This is a genomic window from Stenotrophomonas sp. GD03680 (genome assembly GCF_029844625.1).
In the GTDB taxonomy this organism is placed as follows: Bacteria; Pseudomonadota; Gammaproteobacteria; order Xanthomonadales; family Xanthomonadaceae; genus Stenotrophomonas; species Stenotrophomonas maltophilia_P.
The window spans coordinates 1-20,994 of sequence record NZ_JAOCKC010000022.1 but is presented as its reverse complement, the minus strand read 5'-3'; the positions used below and the strand labels follow the sequence as shown (position 1 = coordinate 20,994).

Genomic DNA, 20,994 nt, shown 5'->3' with positions numbered 1-20,994 from the left:
CACGCGGACTCAGCGATTCCAGCGACGCCCACAGCGGCGCGGATCGCCGACATCGCCACGTTCGACACTCTGGGGCGGCTCCAACCGTGGCGCTGGCCGGCTGAGCACATAGCCGGCGCTGACCGCGAAGAACAGGCCCACGCCCAGCAGCAGCCGCCAGGAAGGGTGTGCGCCCCAGCAGAACAAGGCGAACCCCACCGCCATGCCAGCGCTGGCCAATGCCTTGCCCCGGCGCGACACGGCGCCCTGTTCCCGCCACAGTCGCAGCGGCGGGCCGTAGCGAGGATGTGCCAGCAGCCGTTGCTCGAACCGTGGCGAACTGCGCGCGAAGCAGCCCAGCGCCAGGATCAGGAAGATGGTGGTGGGCATCACCGGCAGCAACGCGCCGATCACCCCCAGCCCGACCATCATCCAGCCCAGCGCGAACCACAGCCAGCGCATCAGCGCATCGCCCGCAGGCAGAGCCCGGGCATCAGCCGAACTCGATTTCAACGTGGCCATGCACGCTACGGAACGCGGCATCGGCGGCATCGATCACCTGCTGTTCCTGCGCGGCGCTCAGGGGCACCGCATCCAACGCGGCGGTGAATTCCCGCCAGTGGCGGGCCGCGCCATCCGGGTGCGCAGCCAGGTGGCGGGCACCGAACCCTTGGTCCAGGCCAAGCCGCGCGGCCATCTTGTACAGCACCGTGCCCCCCAGGTTGGAGCCTTCGGCCACGTACAGCCACCCCAGCGCCACCGGCAACGGCAGGTCACCTGCCAACGGCGCCATGTCCGCGCCAGGGAGATCCTGCCCCAGGTCGTGCAGATCAGCTGCCACCTGCTGCAGACGCCGACGCCCGGCCAGCTCCGGCAGCAATGCCTCCAACGCCGGGCTGGCGTACAGCCGGTCGATGCTGCGATGGAAGCGGTACTGCACGCGCAGGAAGCGGGCGAAGCTGCCGAGATCGGCAAAGATGTCACCGGCCATGATGCGCTTGTCCAGTGCGCCGTGGCTGTCGCGCGTGGCGGCCTTGAGGCGCAGGCTGCGGCTGTCTTCAGGAGCGATATGTGCGTTCATGGAGGGTACCTGGGAGAGAGGTCCTGCTGTAGACGTGCGGCGCGGGGCTTTCCCCAAGCCCGCTTGCGTCGATAATGCCCCTCCCTCTTTCCCGCCGGGAACCGATGATGATCACCACCGAACCGCGCATGACCAACCTGTTCCTGCAGCTGGGCCTGGATGCCAGCGCCGAGGGCATCGCCCGCTTCATCCGCGACCACCAGCTGGCTACCGGCGTGGCGGTGGCCGACGCGCCCTACTGGAACGATGGCCAGCGGCAGTTCCTGGCCGAATCGCTGCAGGCCGATGCGGCCTGGAGCACGGTGGTCGATGAACTGAACGAGTCGCTGCACGAAGATGCGGTGAAGGCAGCGACCGGGCTGTAAGCCCGCGGTCGCGGCAAGGCGGTGCGGACCAAGGTCCGCACCCACCGAAGGCGCTCTGCGCAGGTAATCAGTACCTCCAGGTGAATGCAAGGCGCGCGGTGCGGCCCGGGGCGGGCATCACGCCCAGGGCGAGCGGATCGAGATAGTAACGATCCGTCAGGTTGTCCACATTCGCCTCCACCGACAGCTGGTCGCTGAAGCGCCAGCTGGCGAACAGATCCACCAGGGTGGTGGGCCGGTACAGCTGCTGGATCGCCGAAAGGCCGACATTCCAGTCCTTGTCCAGTCTGCTGATCGGGCCGGCGTTGTGGATCACCCGGGTGCCGAAGGTCAGGCGCTCGTCGAACAGGCGCGATCCAGCCGTCAGGTTCACCATGTAGCGCGGCGGGTTCTGCGTATTGGTGTAGGAACCCTCGAAGCCACCGTCCACGCAGTTGGGCGTACTGGCCAGTTCATCATTGTTGCGCTGTGCACCGTACGCCCGGCGCTCGGCGGCGATGTCCGGGGCGCAGGTCTTGGCCTTGAAGTAGTAATGCGCGGACAGGTCGGCAAATACCTTGCCGCTGTCATAGCTGGACTGGAACTCCATGCCTGAGACCTTGAACTGGTCGACGTTGCGGATCAGGCCGGCCGACAGCGTGCGGTAGTCACGCGTGATCAGGTCATCAATGCGCGTATCGAAGTACGCCAGCTTCAGCGCCAGGCGATCGCCGGCGGTGAACAGGTCATGGTGGACGGTGCTGGCACCGATTTCCCAACTGCGCGCGCGCTCCGGCTTCAGCTCTCCGACGGGTTTGGCAGCGGTGAACAGGCCCAGTGTCGTCTCGAACAGGCTCGGAAGCTTGGTGCCCTCGGCGTACTTCACGTAGACCATCGTGTCCTCGCTGAAGCGATAGGCCACGCTGGCGGTGGGTGAGAAGGCACTGTCGCGGCGACGGATCGGCTGCGACCAGGTCCAGCTGACCGGCACCTCCAGGTCTTCCGGTGCGTCAGCGTCGTAGAAGTTCCAGCCACCGATGTCAGCCACCGTGCCTTTCTTGTACGGCGAGGCCAACAGCGAGGCCTGGGTGAACGCACCCTCGGCGTCCGGATACCAGTTCAGCAGCGCGATGCGCTTGGCGCGCCAGGAGGGCAGTGCCGGGTTGCCATCCAGCAGCTCGGTGTAGCGGTACTGTCCCTGCACTTCATAGGCATCGGGTGTGGCCAGACGATTGCGGTCATGCACGTCCACCCGGTTCCAGCGGCCACCGGCCATCAACTCCCAGTGTTCGTCGGGCTGCCACTTCAGCGACGCCACGGCGCTGTACTCCTTGCGCTCAGCGTTGCGCAGGAAACGGTTGTTGACCAGATCATCCTGCTTGATCGGTGCGGAGCTGCCCGGTGCGATGTCCTCGTCGCTGTAGGACAGGCCGTAGTCGAGGGTGAACACGCCTGCACGGGTGTCGAAGATCGAGGTGTTGCTGGCATCCAGGCCGAAGCGCTTCTGTCGCAGCGGATTGCGGTAGGCATCCTTGTAACCCGGATCGCCGCTGAAACTCGGCGCGTCGTACCACTCGGTACGGCGGTCGAAGTACCACGGCGTGATGCCGGTCAGGCTGTTGTACATCACGCTGTCGGCATCGGTGTACCAGGCGTTGACGCGCAGATCGATTCGCTCGCTGTCTGGATCGAAGCGATAGCGCAGGCTGTAGCTGTCCATGTCGACATGGCCCGGGTCCCATTGTGGAATGCGATCCCGCTCAACGCGGATGATCTGCGAGGCCATGATCTCGCCGGCGCGGCCCTCATAGCGGCGATAGCCAGCTTCGAGGGTCTGCGCATCGTCGATGCGCCAGGTGCCCTTGAGCAGGGCCGACGTCGAGCGCGAGGAGGTGTTGAACACTTCGGTGCGCGGCGGATTCAACGGTGCCAGCGTGCGCCGGGTCTGCGGAAAGTCATCGTATCCGTGCCTGCCGGAGAAGTAGTTGCCGTTGTCGCGGTGGGCGTACGCCGCGACCAGATCGAAGCGGTCCCACTTCCCAGCGGCGGCAACGTTGAAGAACTGGCTTCCGGTGGCGCTGCGGTCCGTCCGGGGCACGGCGCTGTAAGCCGGCACGCTGTTGGCGCTGGCGTTGGCCAACCCAGCGCGCACGCGGACGCCGACGTCGCGGCCCTCGCGCAGGATGTCGCCCACGTTCAGCGTCTCCATCTCCACCACGCCGCCGATGCCGCCGGACGCGTTGGCCTGCAGGCTGGGGCCCTTGGTGATGGTCAGGCGTGAGATCAGGTCCGGATCAAGATAGCTGCGCTGTGACTGGCCGGCGTAGCCTCGGTAGGTGTCCATGCTGGACTGCCCGCCATCGATGATGACGGGCACGCGGCTCTGGCCCTGGATGCCGCGGATGTTCACGTCGAAACCGTTGCCCACGCGCGGATCACCGGCGGTGACCCCGGCCACGCCCTTGACGATGTCGCCGTTGGATGTGCCACGGAAGCGCTCCAGCGTTGTGCGATCCAGCGTGGTGGTCGAGCCGACGCTGCGATAGGTGTCGAGCAGGCGCGCCTCGTCGCTGCCGATGCCTTCAGCGACGCGATCGCCGGCCACACGCAGCGGGCCGGTGATTGTCGGCGATTGCGCCTGCAGGGCGCCGGCCGCTGCCAGTGTCACTGCACCGTCGCCGACACGGCGCACGCCCATGCCACTGCCCTGCAACAGCCGCGCCAGCGCCTCGTCTGCGGTGAGCGGGCCGCTGACCGCCTGCGACGTGACGCCGCTGGCCAACGCAGCCGGATAGACCACCTGTACGCCGGACTGCCGCATGTAGCTGCGCAACGCGCTGTCGAGCGGCTGCGCGGGAATGTCGAAGCGCTGCGCGGCTGCCTGCGGGTTGGCAGTGTCCTGGGCCAGCGCGGGCGGTACTGCGCCGGCAATACCGGCGGCGAGCAGTGCGACACACAGGCGGGACGGGCGCGGAGTGCGGCCCGGACGTGGGGAATCGAACATGGAGAAACCTGTCAGGAAAGCGGAGCCGCAGGCGCGGCGTCATCCACGGCACGCGTGGACACGGCGACGTACGTGGCGGCTGCGGGTACGTTCGTGGAGTAAGACGAACGGCAGCGCCACAGCCCCAAGGGGGATCACTGCCGATCACGTCTCCACACGTGACACGGCGTCATCTGTGAACGATGACCACACCCATCGGCAGGCGGGTGATCCTCAGCCCCGTCGTCTCCGCGAGTGCATCCAGGGCCTGTTCGGGGCGATCGATACGCAGTGCGGCGCTCACGGCCGGCAAGGTCGAAAGGTCGCCCTGCACGAAGGTCGGACCAGCACGATAGCGGCCGAGCAGATGCACTGCATCGGCGACACTGGCCTGCTCAAGCAGCAGTTCGCCCTGGCGCCACGCACCCACGCTGTCGGCAGCGACATCGCTAAGGCGGACGACGCCGGACGCGGAACCGTACTGCGCACGCTGCCCCGCCTGCAGATAGGTCCAGCCACTGTCGGCCGGGGCGGCCACGCGCACCCTGCCCTGCCCGACCTGGGTTTCAACCGCTTCCTCGACCCGCGACACGGAGAATGCCGTGGAGATGTCTTCAACCACGCCGTTGCCTGCGGCCACGCTGAAGCGCCGCTGCGGATCGGCGACCACCTCGAACCAGGCGCGGCCACGCAGCAGATCGACCCGCCGAGTGCCCGCATCGAAGTGCACGGCGATCGCGCTGTCCGCGTCGAGCACCGCACGGCTGCCGTCGGGCAACTGCACATGCTGGACGCTCTGGCGGCTGCGGTGGTCCGCCTGCAAGCGCAGGGACGCCTCGGGCCAGACCATCAGCATCGCCAGGGCGGCAGCGGCAGCCGTCATCCAGCGCAGCCGCTGACGCCGGCGCCGCACCGCAGACGCGACAGCCGGCCGGGGGCCGAGGCTGCGCCACAGCGTGCGCTGCTGCTCGAAGGCGTGGCGATGGCCCGGTTGCGCCAGCCACTCTTCGAATTCGCACATGCCAGCATCGGTGATGTCGCCCGATGCCAGCCATGCGATCCAGCGCATGGCCTGTTCGGCCACGACGTCTTCGCAGGCGGCGGGAGAAGAAGTGTTCGGCGGGCTCATTGGCTGGCGGACAGGAATATTCACGCGCGGGGAGAGGGAACTGGACCGCAGGTACAGTCCAGCCATCAAGACGTTTGAGCCAGCCCCATCCCCAAGCGCGTCCGCTCAGCGGCCGCTGCGGGCCCAGGCCAGGCGCTGCAACGCGGCGCGGATGTGGTTCTCCACGGTGGTGACCGACACGCCAAGATGACGCGCGATCTCGGCCTGGGTCAGGCCCTGCAGCCGATTGAGCCGGAAGATGGTGCGGGTCGGCTCCGGCAGGTGGCTGGCCGCATCGAGGACACGCTGCAGCTCATCCTGCGCCATCACCTGCTCTTCGGTGGACGTGGACGTAGCCTCGTCCGGTCCCCACAGGTAGTGATCGGCCAACAGGCGGTTGCGGCGCGTCGACTCGCGTCCATGATCGGTCGCCAGGTTGGCTGCCAGGCGGTACAGATAGGCCCTGGGATTGTCGATCAACGGGGCGTTGCCCACCCCGCGGGCCTTGAACCAGACAGCCTGGATCACGTCCTCCGCACCCGGGTCGCCCCCCAGGATGCGCTGCACCCGGCGCAGCAGCGCCGGCCGCTCTCGGATCAGCAGTTCGGTGAGGGTGGCGGCATTGGATGGCATGCGCGGAGCCGGTACGACGGGAGGGCGCCGCGCATGCTACACCGTCAATGCGAATCAGTCACGTTCTCATTTGAGGCGATCACAGGCACCCGATCAGCCCTTCGTGAATCGAAATGCGGCTGCCCGGCGGCGTCACATGGATCGCACGGTCGGGCGGGGCCTGCTCCAGCGCACGCAGGAAGTCCTCAAGCCGTGTTCCCGTCGCCACGGGCAGTGGACAGGCGAAACTGCGCAGGTCGACATCGATCCGTCCATCATCAGCCACCGTGGTGGCGCTGCCGGCGAAGGTCCAGATGCAGCTCTGGATGGCGCCGCTCGCCGCATGCACAGAGCAGCGCAACCGCATCGGCAGCAGATTGCTGTATTCGCCTTCGCAGAAGGTGTCACCGCAGACGTGGTCAAAGCTCTGCCGCAGCGACCGTTCGACCGCCAGGAAGCGTTGCCACCCAGCCGCCTGGCTGGGGACCAGGCGTGCATCCACATAGGCCGGCGCAGCGTGTGCCGCGCCGGCCAGCCCCATCAGGCCTGCAAGAACAACCCTCTTCAGCGCGCGCATCAGGCGGCCCCCCCGGCATTGCCCGGCCGCCCCAGGCAGGTCGGCAGTGTGTCGAAGACCGTCACATCGGTTCCGGGGAAGGGCTCGAACGCGCCCTCCTCCTGCTCCAGCGTCGCGTGGAACACCTCCACCGGAATCCCCTCCCCAAGGGTGACGGGGCAGATCCAGCGCGCATTGTCCACCTGCACTTCGCCGCGGACCGGTTCGACCCGCAGCTCGCTGGCCACGATGCCCCAGGCGCAGTGGCGTACGGTACCGGCGTCGGCCTGAACGGCGCAGCGGAACGTCAGTACCCGGTAGTTGCTGTACTCACCTTCGCAGAAGGTGTCGGCGCAGATGCCGTCGAACTCGCGCACCAGCGACGCCTGCAACCGGTGGAAGCGGTCCCAGTTGGCTTGGGGCGAGGGGTAGTCGACAAGGTCGACATGGCTGGCGTGTGCCAGCGCCGGCAGGGTTGCGAACAACAGGAACGTGCCGCAGCAGCGGGTTGTCCAGGACATGGCGGATATCTCCCAGGGAACGAGCCAGCAGCCTGCGCCGGCCGGCCTTCCGGGCCCATCGGGCAAGGCGGGCGCCGCAGGTCGTCCACCTGCGCAGCGGCCTGTAGGGGTCGCCCCACCTGCACAGCGGCCTGCAAAGGCATAAAATGGAGGGCTATCCGCCTACATCCCCACCTGGAGCACGACCATGGGTCTGGAACTCGTCTCGCCCGGCAAGAACCCGCCGGAAGAAATCAACGTCATCATCGAGATCCCGAAGGACTCGGAGCCGGTGAAGTACGAAGTGGACAAGGAAACCGGCGCGATCTTCGTCGACCGCATCCTGTCGACCCCGATGCGCTACCCGTGCAACTACGGCTACGTGCCCAGCACCCTGTGCGGCGACGGCGATCCGGCCGACGTGCTGGTGGTGCTGCCGCTGCCGCTGGTGCCGGGCTCGGTGGTGCGCTGCCGCCCGGTCGGCGTGCTGAAGATGAGCGATGAGGCTGGCAGCGACGAGAAGATCCTGGCCGTGCCGGTCGCCAAGATCTTCAGCGGCTATGCCCACGTGGAGGACATCGAGCAGGTCTCCAGCCACTGGCTGGAGCGCATCGGCCACTTCTTCGAGCACTACAAGGACCTCGAAAAGGGCAAGTGGGTCAAGCTCGACGGCTGGGGCGGCGCGGCGGAAGCCAAGCAGATCCTGGTCGAAGCGCACGCGCGCTACCTGGAAGGCAGCAAGGCCTGATCCTGAACCGCGTCGCTCCGGTGTGTCCTGCCGGAGCGATGCGGGTCACGTTTCAACACCACGGCACAGCACTCCGGGTGCTGTATTAGGTAAATTGCGTCACTTCACACGTCGTCGACATCCAGCGTCGAGACAGCCAGGGGATTGTGTCGTGCGTATTCTGCTTGTTGGAGATGCAGCCAGCCTGCCGGCCGAGCTGACCGAATTCATTGCCGATCTTGGGGAAGACTGGCAGCCGTTGACCGCCGCCGACGGCCACACCGCGATGACGGCAGTGGCGACGCAGGGCGTGGACGCGGTGATCGTCTGCCCGCAGCTGCCGGACCTCAATGCCACCACCTTGCTGGGGCAGATCCGGACACTGCGCCCGGAAACCATCCGTATCGCCCTGGTCGATGCCCAGCACGGCAACCGGCCACCACCGGCGCGCCTGATCGGCGTTGCCCACCGCTTCCTGCCGCTGCCACTGGCGCCGGAAGTGCTGCTGGAGGCCTTGACCAGCCTGGAAGAGCTGCGCGAGGTGCTGGACAGCCCGCGCCTGCGTGATGCCATCGGCCGCATCGAGAAGCTGCCTTCGCCGCCACACCTGTACCTGAGCCTGACCCAGGCCCTGGAACACGATGACGATACCGACAGCGCCGACGTGGCCAAACTGGTCGCCGCCGATCCTGCCATCGCCGCGAAAGTCCTGCAGCTGTCCAACTCGGCCTTCTTCAGCCAGGGCCGCACCATCGCCGATCTGCGCACGGCGGTCACCCGACTGGGCCTGTCCACCCTGCGCGACCTGGTCCTGGCAAGCGAGGTGTTCTCGGCACCGACGCTGTCTGCGGCCGAACGCAACTCGCTGCAGCAGCGCGCCCTGCTCGCCTCGCGCCTGGCCGCCCGCCTGCTGCCCGATTCCAGTGCGGAACTGGGTGCCACCGCGGCGCTGCTGGCTGACATCGGCCTGCTGTTGCCGGGCGTCCGCAACGAGCGCAGCGAGCCTGCGCTGGCCGGCGACCTCCGTCCCGGGCACGCCGAAGCCGGCGCCTACCTGCTGGGGCTGTGGGGCCTGCCGATGCCGATCATCGAAGCGGTGGCGTTCCACCTGCAGCCGCAACGCGCCACGACCCGCAGTTTCTGGGTGACCGGCGCGGTGCACGTGGCGCTGGCGCTGGTCAACGGCGATCCCGTTGACGAGGACTATCTGCAGCGCGCAGGCGTACTCAATCGATTGCCGCAGTGGCGTGAGCATGCCAATGCACTGATGGGGCTGACACCCACTGACGCCTGAGCAGCACGCAGGCGACTGCCGTCACCTCGCATGAGGGCGCGTCCAACGGACGCGCCCTTTTTTCTCTCTCAGCGCTGCGGACAGGCGTCCAGCACGCACAGACGCCATTGACGCTCGCACAGGGCCGGGGCGCTGCCTTTGGCCAGGCACTCCAGCCGGAGTTGCTCGCAGTACACACCGCCGCCGCAGACGATGATGTTCTGTGCGGACAGCGAGCCCACCAGCGTTGCATAGATCAGGACGGCGGCCGATACCTGGCGGAAAAGCGTGCGCTTCATATCCATCTCCCAGTGTCCGGTATTGGACGCACCTACTGTGCTGAATGCGACAAGAGCAGACAGTGACCGCACTCACTTTCCCGACCTGATCAGAATTCCCTTACAGAAACGAAAAGGGCGGACCTTGCGGTCCGCCCTCCTCGTTCTGCTATCGCACTTCGATGGATCAGAAGCGCTGGGTGTACTTCATGTACAGGAAGCGACCCACGTCGAAGCCGCCGTAGTAGGCGAAGCTCGAGTTCGGCTGGGTGAACATGATCGGACCCTTGTGGTCGAACACGTTGTTGGCGCCCAGCGCGATGGTGGCATCCCACGGTGCCTTCCAGCTGACCTGCAGGTCGTGGAAGGTGTTGGAGCCGGTCTTGCGCAGCGGCGACTTCTCACCGTTCTGGTAGCGGTCGGCGTCGTCGCACGGACGGTTGGCCACGCAGGCTTCGTTCATGCCCGAGTAGTAACGCGCGGTGTACGCCACGCCGAAGTCACCCTTCGACCAGGTCAGGCCCAGGTTCGAACGCACGCGGAACAGGCCCGGCTCACCGACACGGCCGATGGTGATGTTGTCACCGTCAGCGTTCTGGCCCTGCTCGTCGTACTTGGCCAGGTAGCTCGTCTGCCAGTCGATCGCGAACTGGCCGATGGCCAGCTCCGGCAGGCGGTACTTGATGCCCAGGTCGTAGCCCTGGGTTTCCATCTGGCCGAGGTTGGCCAGGCCGTAGGTCATGCCGTTGATGTGGCCATCGCCTGCACGGGTGTGCGCGGCGCAACGCGAAGCATCGCCCAGCACGTAGCAGTCACGCAGGATGCGGTCGACGCTGTCAGCGATGATCATGTCGCTGATTTCGTACTTGTACCAGTCCAGCGAGATGTCCAGGCCCTGCACCCAGCGCGGGCTCCAGACCAGGCCGACGGTGGTGCTCTTGGAGGTTTCCGGGGTCAGGTTCGGGTTGGCACCCGAGATGAACTGGTCCGGCGTCGCACACGGGGTCGAGGTGCACGGAATCAGGCCCTGGCCCAGCTGGGTGTAACCGACCGGGACGCCCGCCGCCGAGCAGGCCGCGTTGCCGTTGACCGAACCCGGCGCGGTGATGCCGCACGGATCGGTGTACGACTCGAAGCTGCTGCTCAGGCCACCGTACAGGTTGTCGATGGTCGGAGCACGGAAGCCCTCAGCCCAGGTACCGCGAACCAGCAGCTCGTCCAGCGGACGCCAGGTGAAGCCGAACTTCGAGTTCAGGGTGTCGCCGAAGTTGCTGTAATCCGAGTAACGGGTCGCAGCATTCAGGGTCAGCTCCTTGGCAAACGGCATGTCCGCCAGGACCGGCACGTTCAGTTCCAGGTAGACCTCGTCCAGCGAGTACTCACCCTGGGTGGTCTGCGCGCCCAGGCCGGTGGACTGGCCCGACTGTGCGAAGGCATCCGGCGAGAAGCGGCCTTCTTCCTTGCGGTGCTCGACGCCCACGGCGAAGCCCAGGTCACCGGCCGGCAGGGTCACGATCGAACCCGACAGGTTGGCGGTGAAGCTGGTGGTCTTGGTCAGACCGGTATCGGTGAAGTACGGGAACAGGAAGTCCTGGGTGGCCTGGTCGGCCAGCGAACCGGCACCGGCAACGCCGAACGGCAGCAGCGGGTTCCACGGACGGCAGCCGCTGGTGGCGAGCGGATCGGACATGCTGGTGCCGCAGCGGGCGACGCCATCAGCACCGATGAACGAAGCGCCCAGCGCCTGTTCCGATGCGATCAGGCTCATGTCGCCGTGACCACGCTTGGTGGTTTCGTTGCGGTTCCACAGCGCGCCGACGTCCCAGTCGAAGGTCTTGCCGGCGAAGTCGAAGAAGCCGCTGATGCTCGGGGCGAAGCGCAGGGTCTTGACCTGGCTTTCGGTGGTGCGCGGCACTTCCCACAGACGGCGGCGGAAGGTCAGGTCTTCACCGGTCGGGTTGAACGCGCTGTCGGCCGACAGCGGGGTGTCGAAGGATGCCGACTGGTACGGATAGCCTGCGATCTGCTGGGTGGTGTTGCGCTCGTTGTAGAGCACGTCAGCGTTGAACGAGATCGCGTCGGTGAAGTCGTAGTTGCCGTTGACGTACAGCGACTTACGCTCGATACCGGTCTGCACCATCATCTGCTGGTTGGCATTGACGGCGTCAGCGGAGGTTTCCAGACGGTAGTCGGCGCGGTTGGCCGGGTTGCCGCCATCACGCAGGGTGTACCAGCGCTGGTCGCTCGGGCCGACATAGCCCGGCTCGCCCTGCTTCAGGTTCGGGGTGACGCACGGGTCGCAGAAGCCACCCTTCTGGTTGATCGGGCTGGCGCCCGAACCCGGGTAGTTCGGGCCGGCGTTGCCGTCACGGCTGAACCAACGGTCCTTCGCCCACACCGGATCCTGCTTGGAGTACTCGGCGGACATGGTGACACCGCCGCGCTCGCCCATGCTGCCGAGGGTGAACGAATAGGTTTCGGTGTCGCCGTCGCCCTTGCCGTACTGACCGACATAGACGCTGGCTTCAGCGCCGTCGAAGCGCTTGCGGGTGATCACGTTGACCACGGCCGCGATGGCGTCCGAACCGTAGATGGCCGAGGCGCCGTCCTTCAGGATCTCAATGCGCTCGATGGCGGCCATCGGGATCTGGCTCAGATCCTGGTAGCCGGCGGTGGTCGCGCCCAGGCGCTTGCCGTTCATCAGCACCAGGGTGCGCTGCGCGCCCAGGTTGCGGATGTCGACGTAGTAGCCACCGACGTTTTCGCCCGAAGCCAGCGACTCCGAACGGGAGATGGCCGGGGAGCCGGCCGAGGTCAGGTTCTGCAGGACGTCGGCAACCGAGGTGTAGCCCTGCTTTTCCAGGTTCTCACGGCTCAGGGTGACGATCGGCTGCTGGGTTTCAACGGCAGCGCCGCGGATGCGCGAGCCGGTGACCGAAATGCGGTCCAGGTCGGTGGTGCCCTTTGCTTCCGGTGCTTCCTGTGCGGAAGCGAAGGCGGGCGCCAGCGCCAGCGCAATGCCGGCCGGCAGCAGGCCGAACCGCACTGCGGGGTTACGAACGTTCATCAATCTCTCCAAGGTACGTGTTAGCAGCGTGTTAAAACACCCCAGCACGTTACGATTGCGTTGCAGCGCTGTATTTGCGCGAACCAACCAGAGACTTTGCGGATTGTGGCGGGAGCAAGCCGCCGTTTTCCCTGAAGCGCGAAGCGGACTGCCCGTAGCGGGCGCGGAACGCCCGGGCGAAGCTGCAGCAGTTGTCGAAACCACTGGCCGCGGCGACCTCTCCCACCATCATGTCGGTGTCGCGCAGCAGGTCGGCGGCGCGCTCCAGGCGCAGCCGTGCCGAAAGCGACTGCGGGCTTTCTTCATACAGGCTCTGGAACGTCTTGGAGAGATACCAGCTGGAGAAGTTGGTCAGCTCGGCCAGTTCGCCGATGCGTACGACGCGGTGGCTGTTGCCTTCCAGATAGAGGCGGGCGCGCTGCATGCGACCGAACACCTGGCGCTTGCGGCTGCGCGAACGGCCAGGGCAGCGCTGCACGTTGTCGGCCAATCCACGCTGCAGGCCGGCCAGATGCAGCAGCAGCGGGCGCAGGTGCTGCGCCGGGTGGCCACTGGCCAAGGCATCACGCCACAGGCGCAGCGCGACGCGAGCGTCACTGCGGCCCATCCGGCCGCGGCCCGCGTACAGGCCGCAGTCGGCCATTTCCGCCAGCACACGCAGCGCTTCCACGTTCAGGTTCAGGCCGATGCACAGCCCGTTGCGCCCTGCCTGCACCAGCGGGCGCGATTCCTTCTCGAACGCGATCCATTCGCCGTGGCGCAGGCGGAAGCGCCCCTCCTTGGCCTCCACCCAGGAGCTGCCGCGCACCTGCATCCACACGGTGAAGCTGCTGCCCGCGGTCTGCAGGCTGCCGAGCCGGGCCACGCCCAGACAGGTCGGCACGACGTCATCGAGTGCCTTGTCCAGGGAGACGGATTGGCCACGATCGGCCAGTGAGAGTTGACGCATGGTGCACCACGGATTTGCCAAGTACAGGCCTCCGTTTTGCCCAATCAGGCGGCACCGCGTCAGGAAAGACCGACGAGATCGCCACGAATTCGCGGCGAGATCCCGACGAAAAAATTACGAAGGCCCATTTCCCTTGAACATCAACATCTTGGAGAAGGCCGGGAACAGCGCTGGCGCCTTTTCGGGCAGCCGCATCACGCCGATGTCGGCGCCATCACTGACTGCCAGAGCGACAAACAGGGCCGTCCCGTCTGCGCTGGCACTGAGTCCGTTGCTCGCGCTCAAGCGCTGCGCGTCCAGGCAGCGCCCGGCATCCTCCTGCCCGGCGGCGATGCGGACGAGGATGGTGCTGCAGCGGGTGGAACTGCCGAGATAGCCGATGCTGTCGTGGCCGGTAACCGTCCACGAGCGGTAGCGCCAGCGGCTGGGTTTGTCCTCGCTGATCTGCCGCACGCTGTCCGGGGACAGCGCCGCGTCCGCCGCCCACAACCCCTCCGCCGCCAGGCGGGTGAACAGCACCCGACGGCCTGCGCGGTCGAAGCGGACCTGGGAGACGCCGTCGATGCTCGCCAGCCGCCGCCAGGGTTGGGTGCTGCGATCGAACAGACTGAGCCGCGTACGCTGGTCGGCATCACGTTCGACCACCAGCAGCTGCTCGGGCGTGGCGCCATACAGCGCCTGCAGCGGTTGTTCGGCGGGCACAGGCAGCGGTTGCAGACGCTCGTCGCGGGGGGCGATCTCGTAGACCACCGCGCGACCGTGTGCATCGCGCCCAACCACCAGAAGTTGCCGGCTGTCGGCCGACCAATCGGGGGCCTGCCGTGCTTCCGGGCGCAGGCCCTCGATCGGCCGCAGCGAATCGGGGCGTTGCATGTCCGCCCACCAGAGAGCGAAGCTGCCCGAGCGGTCAGAGGTGAATACCAGCTGGCGACCGTCCGGTGCTGCCATCGGTTGACCGTCGCGGCCGCTGGACGCAAACAGGCGCTCCGGTTCACCGCCCTGCATCGGCACCTTGAACACGCCGAACTGTGCACGGCGATGGACGAAGGCCAGCATGCCGCCATGCCGCGATACCGCCGGCCACTGCGCATCGTCCAGTCCGGCATCACGCAGCGTGCGCCGCTCGATGTCGAGGTAATAGAGCCGCACCTCGCTGTCGACCCGGCGGCCGAACACGATGGTGCGGCCGTCGCCAAGCCAGGCCCATCCGCGCAGCTCGGCCGACTCGCTGGTCAGCTGCTCCGGCGTGCCACCCGCGGCAGGAACCCGCCACAGGTCGCCCATCTGCGGGTTGCGCACGAACACCAGCCATTTGCCGTCCGGCGAATAGCGCGGCGCGTAATCGAAATCGTCCTGATCGACGGCGTACTGCAGCGGCTGCCACTGTCCGCTGGCCAGATCGAGTACTCGGATACCGCGGTGGGCATAGCGGCCCACCATGCTGCCGAATACCAGGCCGCGCCCGTCGGGTGTCCAGTCGAAGCTGAGCAGCTCGGTGCCATCGCAGCGCGTGGCCTGACGCAACGCGCCGCCGGTCGCACTGGCGATCAGCACCTGACAACCCCCATCGGCGGAGAAGCGGGCAAAGGCGATGTCGCGTCCATCCGGCGACCAGTTCGGGAAGCGATCAACCGCACCCTCAGGAGGAACAAGCAGCTGCCGCGCCGGCGCGTTGCCGGACGTCTGTACCTTGATCGCACCGCCGCCCAGGCCATCCTCGCTGGCACCTTCGTAGGCCACCTGCGAACCATCCGGCGACAGCGTGGGATAGGTTTCGAAGCCTGCGGTGGCGGTGATCAGCCGATAGGGCCGCTGCGGGCTGCCGATCACCCGCGTGCCGTTCTCCACCGCCGCCTCCACCGGAGAGCTGGCCGGCGCACGGCGCAGCAGCAGGACCGTCATCACCAGCAGTGCGGCCAGCATCAACAGGCCCAGCACCAGCAGCAATCGACGTCGCAGGTAGCGCCAGCGACGGCGTCGCATGTCCTCCGGGGCTGGCGTGTGCACTTCCACGACCGCGTTGGAATCGCCAGCCGCGCCTTCGGCATCGACCGCCAGTTCCGCTTCGGGCTCGGGCATGGCCTGCACCGGCACGCGCAGGCGGTAGCCGGTCTTGGCGATCGTCTCGATATACGCCTGGCCGTTGTCATCGTCGTTGGCGAAGGCTTTGCGCAGCTGGGTGACCGCCTGCGTCAGCACATCGTTGGTGGGCAGCGTATCGGGCCACACCTCGGCGAACAGTTCTTCGCGGGTGACCACGCGCCCGGGTTGCCGCAGCAGCACACGCAGCACGCCCAGCGCCTTCGGCGTCAGCCGGCGCGGGCGACGCGCGCCGGCAACTTCGACCTCTCGCGAGGACAAAGTGACGACACATTCGCCAATCCGGATCCGATCAGATTCGGTGGGCTGGATTTCGCTGCGGTTCATTTTTTGCTAAACAGTAGAGACAGTTTCCGGGCAGTGTTCGCCTTCGATACCGTCCCCAACGGGGAACAGCGAAAAGCCAGACTCCGCACAAAGCATCGGCGCATACCGCAAAAACAATGGAGCGCGCGAATACTAGCCTATGCCGGTTACCTCGCCTATCGCGTGGTCGACATCAGGCTCTCTCTCGCCGACGCATTCACATAACTTCGCACCATCATTCGCGCCCTTTCGGGCGCGAAATTTTTATCTGCCATTCATTTTCAGAACCGCCGCAGCATGGTCAATCCGACCAGCCGCGAAACCACCAAAGCCACGTACATCACGCCTGAGAACTGCTCCAGCATGACCAGTGCGCGTGCCTGCGGATGCAGCGGCACGACATCGCTGAGGCCGACCCCGGACAGCAAGCTGAAGCTCAGATAAAGCAGCTCCATCCAGCTTCGCTGAGGTCCCTCGCTGCTGCCCTGGAAACTGCCCGGATACCACTGTTGGCACACCCCAAATGCGAAGGCGAATGCCCACGCGAGCAAGGTGAAGGTGGCGCCGGCGGCGAACAGTTCGTCGCGGGTGACTTTGTGGTCCTGCAGCATGTAGGCGATCAGGGCGCCGGCCGTATAGAAGTAGAGCAGGCTCTCCAGCAGCTGCGCGGTGGTCACCAGCGCGGCGCGGTCCAGCAGCGCGCCGGCGATGGAGAACACCACCGCCGGAATCGCCAGCAGCAGTGCCAGCCATGTACCCAACGGGCTGCGCTGGACCACCCACAACGCCAGGCCCAGCACCGCCATTCCAAACATGCCCAATGCGGCGCGGCCGGCGGCCGTGTCGTCCAGCGCGGGATACAGCATCACCGCCAGCAGCTGCGCGCCCAGCAGCCACGCGGACGGATGGCGGCGGGCGATGGCCAGCCAGCGGGTGGTCACGGCAACAGGCATGGCGTCCCTTCCCCGGAAAGATGGGCGGAGGATAACGGGATGCGCGTGAGGCGCGCGATGCAGCGCCGCCGGGGCACGCCCGGCGACGCCAGTCCGATCAGCCCTGCTGGTAGACCTCCGCGCCCGCAGCGCGGAACTGCTCGGACTTCTCCTTCATTCCGGCCTCGGCGTACTCCCGCACGTCCTGGGTGATCTTCATCGAGCAGAAGTGCGGCCCGCACATCGAGCAGAAGTGCGCCAGCTTGTGCGCGTCCTTGGGCAGCGTCTCGTCATGGAATTCCTTTGCCTTCTCCGGGTCCAGCCCGAGGTGGAACTGGTCTTCCCAACGGAACTCGAAGCGCGCCTTGCTCAATGCGTTGTCGCGGACCTGCGCGCCCGGATGCCCCTTGGCCAGGTCGGCCGCATGTGCGGCGATGCGATAGGCCATGATGCCGTCGCGCACATCCTGGCGGTTGGGCAGGCCAAGGTGTTCCTTCGGCGTCACGTAGCAGAGCATCGCGGTGCCGAACCAACCGATCATCGCTGCGCCGATGGCACTGGTGATGTGGTCATAGCCGGGCGCGATGTCCGTGGTCAGCGGCCCCAGCGTATAGAACGGAGCCTCACCACATTCGCGCAGCTGCTTGTCCATGTTTTCCTTGATCAGCTGCATCGGCACGTGCCCGGGACCTTCGATCATCGTCTGCACATCATGCTTCCATGCGATCTTCGTCAGCTCGCCCAGCGTTTCCAGCTCGCCGAACTGCGCCGCGTCGTTGGCGTCTGCGATGCAGCCCGGGCGCAGCCCATCGCCCAGCGAGAAGGTCACGTCGTAGGCCTTCATGATTTCGCAGATGTCCTCGAAGTGCGTGTAGAGGAAATTCTCCTTGTGATGGGCCAGGCACCACTTGGCCATGATCGAGCCGCCGCGACTGACGATGCCGGTCACCCGCTTGGCGGTCAGCGGCACGTAGCGCAGCAGCACGCCGGCATGGATGGTGAAGTAGTCCACGCCCTGTTCGGCCTGTTCGATCAACGTGTCGCGGAAGATCTCCCAGGTCAGTGCCTCGGCACGGCCATCGACCTTCTCCAGGGCCTGATAGATCGGCACCGTGCCGATCGCCACCGGCGAGTTGCGGATGATCCACTCGCGGGTCTCGTGGATGTGCTTTCCGGTGGACAGGTCCATCACCGTATCGCCCCCCCAGCGGATCGCCCACACCAGCTTCTCCACTTCCTCGGCAATGCCGGATGACACCGCGCTGTTGCCGATGTTGGCGTTGATCTTGGTCAGGAAGTTGCGGCCGATGATCATCGGCTCGCTTTCCGGATGGTTGATGTTGTTGGGCAGCACCGCCCGGCCACGGGCGATTTCGTCGCGGACGAACTCCGGGGTGATGATCTTCTGGATGGATGCGCCGAAGGCTTCGCCCGGATGCTGCTGCAGCAGGCCTGCATCGCGGATCGCGTCCAGCCGCTGGTTCTCGCGGATGGCGACGAATTCCATCTCCGGCGTGATGATGCCGCGGCGCGCATAGTGCATCTGGGTGACATTGCCACCCGCACGGGCGCGGCGCGGCAGGCTGCGGGCCGGGAAGCGCACCGCATCGAGCTTCGGGTCGTGCTCGCGATCGCGGCCGAAGGAAGAGCTCAGGCCATCAAGCTGTTCGGTGTCACCCCGCGCTTCGACCCAGGCACGGCGCAGGGCCGGCAAGCCCGCGGACAGGTCGATGCGCACGTCAGGATCGGTGTAGGGGCCGGAGGTGTCATACACCGTGACCGGCGCGTTCTCTTCGCCGCCGAACAGGGTCGGCGTGCGGCTCAGTGCGATCTCGCGCATCGGCACGCGCAGGTCCGGGCGCGAGCCGGTGACATGGATCTTGCGCGAGCCGGGAATCGGCCGGGTCACGGATTCGGAGAGTTGCTGGGCCTGTTGCTGCAGGGCGGAGAGCTGTGCGTTCATCGGGCATCGTCCAGGAGGGTCAGGGACGAAGCGGCGGCGCACTGCCCCCGCACGCGGACGGCCCTTGGGCCGCGTCCGGGTTCGGTTGCATTGCAAAGCTTCCCTACGCCGGTATGAGCCGGATCAGGTTCCAAGGGACTGTCTCAACCGTGGCCGATGGCCGCGGTACCCCCGCTTCTTGCCGGCATTAGACCATAGAAGTCCTGCAACAGGGCGAGCCTACAGGGCAGCTGCGCGTCACGCGACATTGATGAATTAACGCAACCATGACGTCGCGTTCAGTAACGTGCACGCGCATCGTGTCGCTGCGACCGATGACGCATCGCCGCCATCGCGGCCCCTGCCCGGCTCGCGCTCGAGTGCCGCCGGCCCCTCGCTGCAAGCATTTGCTCGCTCCCTCAATCCCTTTGATCGGAGAAGCTCCTTCATGGTGTTTCGTGTTTCCATCGCACTGGTCCTGTTGCTGGTGCTGCTTGCCGGCGTAGCACCCGGTCCCTTCAACGCCGTGGTGCAGAGCATCCTCGGCGAACTCATCCGCGGCATCGGCTGGCTGTACCTGCTGGTGGTGTTCCTGGCGCTGGTGTTCCTGATGTACCTGGCGTTCGGCCGCTTCGGCAACCTGCGCATCGGTGGCGAAGACGCCGAACCCGAATTCTCGCGGGCCAGCTGGATGTCGATGCTGTTCGCCGCCGGCATGGGCATCGGCCTGGTGTTCTGGGGGGCGGCCGAGCCGATCTCCCACTTCAGCAAGCCGCCGGAAGGACTGGCACCGGAAAGCATGGACGCCGCACGTGCAGCGATGCGCTATGCGTTCTTCCACTGGGGCCTGCATCCGTGGGCGATCTACGCGCTGATCGGTCTGGCAATGGCGTGGTTCCAGTTCAACCGCAACGGCCGCGGGCTGGTCAGCGACATGCTGCAGCCGATCATCGGTCATCATCATCGGGGCTGGATCGGACGGATTGTCAACATTGCCGCGGTGGTGGCCACGGCAATCGGTGTGGCCACCACGTTGGGCTTCGGCACCATCCAGATCGCAGCCGGCATGCAGCGCGTGTTCGGCGTGCATGCCGGTGTGCCGCTGCAGCTGACCATCATCGCCGTCGCCTTCGTGTTGTACATGGCCTCCACCCTCAGCGGCGTGGAGCGCGGCGTGAAATGGCTGTCGAACTTCAACCTGGCACTGGCCGCCCTGCTGCTGGCACTGGTCCTGGTGCTCGGGCCGACCGGCGCGATCTTCAATACCTTCACCACGACGCTGGGGTCCTACCTGAACCAGCTGGTGACGATGAGCCTGCGCATGTCACCGTTCTCCTCCAGTACGTGGGTCGCCGACTGGACGATCTTCTACTGGGCCTGGTGGATTTCCTGGGCACCGTTCGTGGGTTCGTTCATCGCGCGCATCTCGCGTGGCCGCAGCGTGCGCGAGTTCGTGGTGGGCGTGGTACTGGCGCCGACGCTGCTGGGCTTCTTCTGGTTCTCGGTGTTCGGTGGCACCGCGATCTGGTCGCAGATCTTCGGCCATGCAGACCTGGTACAGGCGCTGGGCAATGGCTATGAGACCGTACTGTTCACCCTGTTCGACAGCATGCCGCTGCCATTGCTGCTGTCGTGCATCGCGCTGGTTCTGCTGATGATCTTCTTCGTGACCTCGGCTGACTCGGCGGTGCTGGTGCTGGCCAGCATGTCCACCGACGAGGCAGGCGACCCGCCCGCCAAGCGCAAGCTGGCCTGGGGTGTGGGCATCGCACTGATCGCAGGTGCGTTGCTGCTGGCCGGTGGCCTCGACGCGCTGCAGGGCATGATCACGATCTCGGCACTGCCATTCGCGCTGCTGATGGTGCTGGTGATGGTCTCGCTGTACCGGGTACTGGACCAGGAGTACACGCGGGAGCGGCGGCAGGCACAGCGCCAGCGGCACATGATCGATGCGTGGATCGCGCGCGAAATGGCGGCACAGGAAGAAACCCAGGCCGAAGCAGCGCGCGCGCAGGATTCGGATTGAGGGTGTTCGGCAGCCTGCGCCGGAAAAACACGAAGGGGTCGGATCCGTTTCCTCTGGAAGACGGATCCGACCCCAACCCACAGCGCGCGGCTGTTGCTGTTGCTTTTGATCTTCTTCTTTCTCTTCCGTGGCTGACGCGCACGGAAATTGTCGGGGGGCGTGCGGGTGGGAAGGACGGGGGACGCCGTGAATACGTCCTTGTAGGCCTGGCCGCGGCATCCATGCTGGCCG

At 66.3% G+C, this 20,994-nt stretch carries 18 protein-coding genes and 1 riboswitch; of the genes, 5 read left to right on the top strand and 13 right to left on the bottom strand.

Going from position 1 to position 20,994, the window contains the following annotated elements; genetic code table 11:
- Positions 1–9 precede the first annotated feature (9 nt).
- Together N5J29_RS16330 and N5J29_RS16325 are read right to left on the bottom strand one after the other, a co-directional pair.
- On the bottom strand, positions 10–441 hold the full coding sequence (locus N5J29_RS16330) for a YbaN family protein (RefSeq protein ID WP_065181703.1): 432 nt from the start codon (positions 439–441) through the stop codon (positions 10–12).
- A gap of 31 nt (positions 442–472) precedes the next feature.
- Positions 473–1,060: a biliverdin-producing heme oxygenase gene (locus N5J29_RS16325; RefSeq protein WP_164150861.1), complete on the bottom strand. Its 588-nt coding sequence runs from the start codon at positions 1,058–1,060 to the stop codon at positions 473–475.
- Positions 1,061–1,167: 107 nt separating this feature from the next.
- Here N5J29_RS16325 and N5J29_RS16320 point away from each other — a divergent pair, with 107 nt between their 5' ends.
- Positions 1,168–1,425, top strand: a complete 258-nt coding sequence (locus N5J29_RS16320; RefSeq protein ID WP_053519195.1) for a DUF2789 domain-containing protein — start codon at positions 1,168–1,170, stop codon at positions 1,423–1,425.
- 67 nt (positions 1,426–1,492) lie between these two features.
- Here N5J29_RS16320 and N5J29_RS16315 read toward each other — a convergent pair whose 3' ends face one another.
- The 5 genes from N5J29_RS16315 to N5J29_RS16295 form a co-directional block, all read right to left on the bottom strand.
- Positions 1,493–4,408, bottom strand: a complete 2,916-nt coding sequence (locus tag N5J29_RS16315; RefSeq protein WP_164150859.1) for a TonB-dependent receptor — start codon at positions 4,406–4,408, stop codon at positions 1,493–1,495.
- Between the two features lie 169 nt (positions 4,409–4,577).
- Complete coding sequence (locus tag N5J29_RS16310) at positions 4,578–5,516, bottom strand: FecR domain-containing protein (RefSeq protein ID WP_164150857.1); 939 nt, start codon at positions 5,514–5,516, stop codon at positions 4,578–4,580.
- Between the two features lie 105 nt (positions 5,517–5,621).
- The gene (locus N5J29_RS16305) at positions 5,622–6,128 is read right to left on the bottom strand and encodes an RNA polymerase sigma factor (protein ID WP_164150855.1); all 507 of its coding nucleotides are present in this window, start codon (positions 6,126–6,128) and stop codon (positions 5,622–5,624) included.
- A 79-nt stretch (positions 6,129–6,207) separates the two neighbouring features.
- Positions 6,208–6,684: a hypothetical protein gene (locus N5J29_RS16300; protein ID WP_164150854.1), complete on the bottom strand. Its 477-nt coding sequence runs from the start codon at positions 6,682–6,684 to the stop codon at positions 6,208–6,210.
- Positions 6,684–7,184: a hypothetical protein gene (locus N5J29_RS16295; RefSeq protein ID WP_164150852.1), complete on the bottom strand. Its 501-nt coding sequence runs from the start codon at positions 7,182–7,184 to the stop codon at positions 6,684–6,686. The genes N5J29_RS16300 and N5J29_RS16295 overlap by 1 nt, the downstream gene beginning before the upstream one ends.
- A gap of 187 nt (positions 7,185–7,371) precedes the next feature.
- On the opposite strand from N5J29_RS16295, the gene ppa reads away from it, so the two are divergent.
- Positions 7,372–7,911 carry an inorganic diphosphatase gene (ppa, locus tag N5J29_RS16290; protein ID WP_053519183.1) on the top strand — a complete coding sequence of 180 codons (540 nt, stop codon included), beginning with the start codon at positions 7,372–7,374 and terminating at the stop codon, positions 7,909–7,911.
- Positions 7,912–8,062: 151 nt separating this feature from the next.
- Positions 8,063–9,184 carry an HDOD domain-containing protein gene (locus N5J29_RS16285; RefSeq protein WP_053519181.1) on the top strand — a complete coding sequence of 374 codons (1,122 nt, stop codon included), beginning with the start codon at positions 8,063–8,065 and terminating at the stop codon, positions 9,182–9,184.
- A gap of 68 nt (positions 9,185–9,252) precedes the next feature.
- Here N5J29_RS16285 and N5J29_RS16280 read toward each other — a convergent pair whose 3' ends face one another.
- The 6 genes from N5J29_RS16280 to thiC all read right to left on the bottom strand — a co-directional run bounded on the left by N5J29_RS16280 (position 9,253) and on the right by thiC (position 18,758).
- Positions 9,253–9,462 (bottom strand): hypothetical protein, encoded by a 210-nt coding sequence (locus N5J29_RS16280; protein ID WP_164150850.1) that lies wholly within the window; start codon positions 9,460–9,462, stop codon positions 9,253–9,255.
- 166 nt (positions 9,463–9,628) lie between these two features.
- Positions 9,629–12,508: a TonB-dependent receptor gene (locus tag N5J29_RS16275; protein ID WP_053519177.1), complete on the bottom strand. Its 2,880-nt coding sequence runs from the start codon at positions 12,506–12,508 to the stop codon at positions 9,629–9,631.
- A gap of 49 nt (positions 12,509–12,557) precedes the next feature.
- A complete protein-coding gene (locus N5J29_RS16270) occupies positions 12,558–13,457 on the bottom strand; it encodes a helix-turn-helix transcriptional regulator (protein WP_053519175.1) in 900 nt (299 codons plus the stop codon).
- 114 nt (positions 13,458–13,571) lie between these two features.
- Positions 13,572–15,884, bottom strand: a complete 2,313-nt coding sequence (locus tag N5J29_RS16265; protein ID WP_164150848.1) for a winged helix-turn-helix domain-containing protein — start codon at positions 15,882–15,884, stop codon at positions 13,572–13,574.
- Between the two features lie 260 nt (positions 15,885–16,144).
- Positions 16,145–16,816 carry an ion channel gene (locus N5J29_RS16260; protein ID WP_053519170.1) on the bottom strand — a complete coding sequence of 224 codons (672 nt, stop codon included), beginning with the start codon at positions 16,814–16,816 and terminating at the stop codon, positions 16,145–16,147.
- Between the two features lie 97 nt (positions 16,817–16,913).
- The gene (gene thiC / locus N5J29_RS16255; protein ID WP_128990693.1) at positions 16,914–18,758 is read right to left on the bottom strand and encodes a phosphomethylpyrimidine synthase ThiC; all 1,845 of its coding nucleotides are present in this window, start codon (positions 18,756–18,758) and stop codon (positions 16,914–16,916) included.
- An 82-nt stretch (positions 18,759–18,840) separates the two neighbouring features.
- Positions 18,841–18,941, bottom strand: a riboswitch (TPP riboswitch).
- Between the two features lie 244 nt (positions 18,942–19,185).
- Between thiC and N5J29_RS16250 the strand changes: the two genes are divergently transcribed.
- Positions 19,186–20,763 (top strand): BCCT family transporter, encoded by a 1,578-nt coding sequence (locus N5J29_RS16250; RefSeq protein ID WP_053519166.1) that lies wholly within the window; start codon positions 19,186–19,188, stop codon positions 20,761–20,763.
- Positions 20,760–20,994 (top strand): hypothetical protein (locus N5J29_RS16245; RefSeq protein ID WP_279924482.1); only part of this gene is annotated, 235 nt, incomplete at its 3' end. The genes N5J29_RS16250 and N5J29_RS16245, both read left to right, overlap by 4 nt.

What these genes read in the sequence shown, in the direction of transcription:
- N5J29_RS16330 (WP_065181703.1), bottom strand. Translation starts at nt 441, where the DNA reads ATGCGCTGGCTGTGGTTCGCGCTGGGCTGGATGATGGTCGGGCTGGGG.
- N5J29_RS16325 (WP_164150861.1), bottom strand. Translation starts at nt 1,060, where the DNA reads ATGAACGCACATATCGCTCCTGAAGACAGCCGCAGCCTGCGCCTCAAG.
- N5J29_RS16320 (WP_053519195.1), top strand. Translation starts at nt 1,168, where the DNA reads ATGATCACCACCGAACCGCGCATGACCAACCTGTTCCTGCAGCTGGGC.
- N5J29_RS16315 (WP_164150859.1), bottom strand. Translation starts at nt 4,408, where the DNA reads ATGTTCGATTCCCCACGTCCGGGCCGCACTCCGCGCCCGTCCCGCCTG.
- N5J29_RS16310 (WP_164150857.1), bottom strand. Translation starts at nt 5,516, where the DNA reads ATGAGCCCGCCGAACACTTCTTCTCCCGCCGCCTGCGAAGACGTCGTG.
- N5J29_RS16305 (WP_164150855.1), bottom strand. Translation starts at nt 6,128, where the DNA reads ATGCCATCCAATGCCGCCACCCTCACCGAACTGCTGATCCGAGAGCGG.
- N5J29_RS16300 (WP_164150854.1), bottom strand. Translation starts at nt 6,684, where the DNA reads ATGCGCGCGCTGAAGAGGGTTGTTCTTGCAGGCCTGATGGGGCTGGCC.
- N5J29_RS16295 (WP_164150852.1), bottom strand. Translation starts at nt 7,184, where the DNA reads ATGTCCTGGACAACCCGCTGCTGCGGCACGTTCCTGTTGTTCGCAACC.
- ppa (WP_053519183.1), top strand. Translation starts at nt 7,372, where the DNA reads ATGGGTCTGGAACTCGTCTCGCCCGGCAAGAACCCGCCGGAAGAAATC.
- N5J29_RS16280 (WP_164150850.1), bottom strand. Translation starts at nt 9,462, where the DNA reads ATGAAGCGCACGCTTTTCCGCCAGGTATCGGCCGCCGTCCTGATCTAT.
- N5J29_RS16275 (WP_053519177.1), bottom strand. Translation starts at nt 12,508, where the DNA reads ATGAACGTTCGTAACCCCGCAGTGCGGTTCGGCCTGCTGCCGGCCGGC.
- N5J29_RS16270 (WP_053519175.1), bottom strand. Translation starts at nt 13,457, where the DNA reads ATGCGTCAACTCTCACTGGCCGATCGTGGCCAATCCGTCTCCCTGGAC.
- N5J29_RS16265 (WP_164150848.1), bottom strand. Translation starts at nt 15,884, where the DNA reads ATGAACCGCAGCGAAATCCAGCCCACCGAATCTGATCGGATCCGGATT.
- N5J29_RS16260 (WP_053519170.1), bottom strand. Translation starts at nt 16,816, where the DNA reads ATGCCTGTTGCCGTGACCACCCGCTGGCTGGCCATCGCCCGCCGCCAT.
- thiC (WP_128990693.1), bottom strand. Translation starts at nt 18,758, where the DNA reads ATGAACGCACAGCTCTCCGCCCTGCAGCAACAGGCCCAGCAACTCTCC.
- N5J29_RS16250 (WP_053519166.1), top strand. Translation starts at nt 19,186, where the DNA reads ATGGTGTTTCGTGTTTCCATCGCACTGGTCCTGTTGCTGGTGCTGCTT.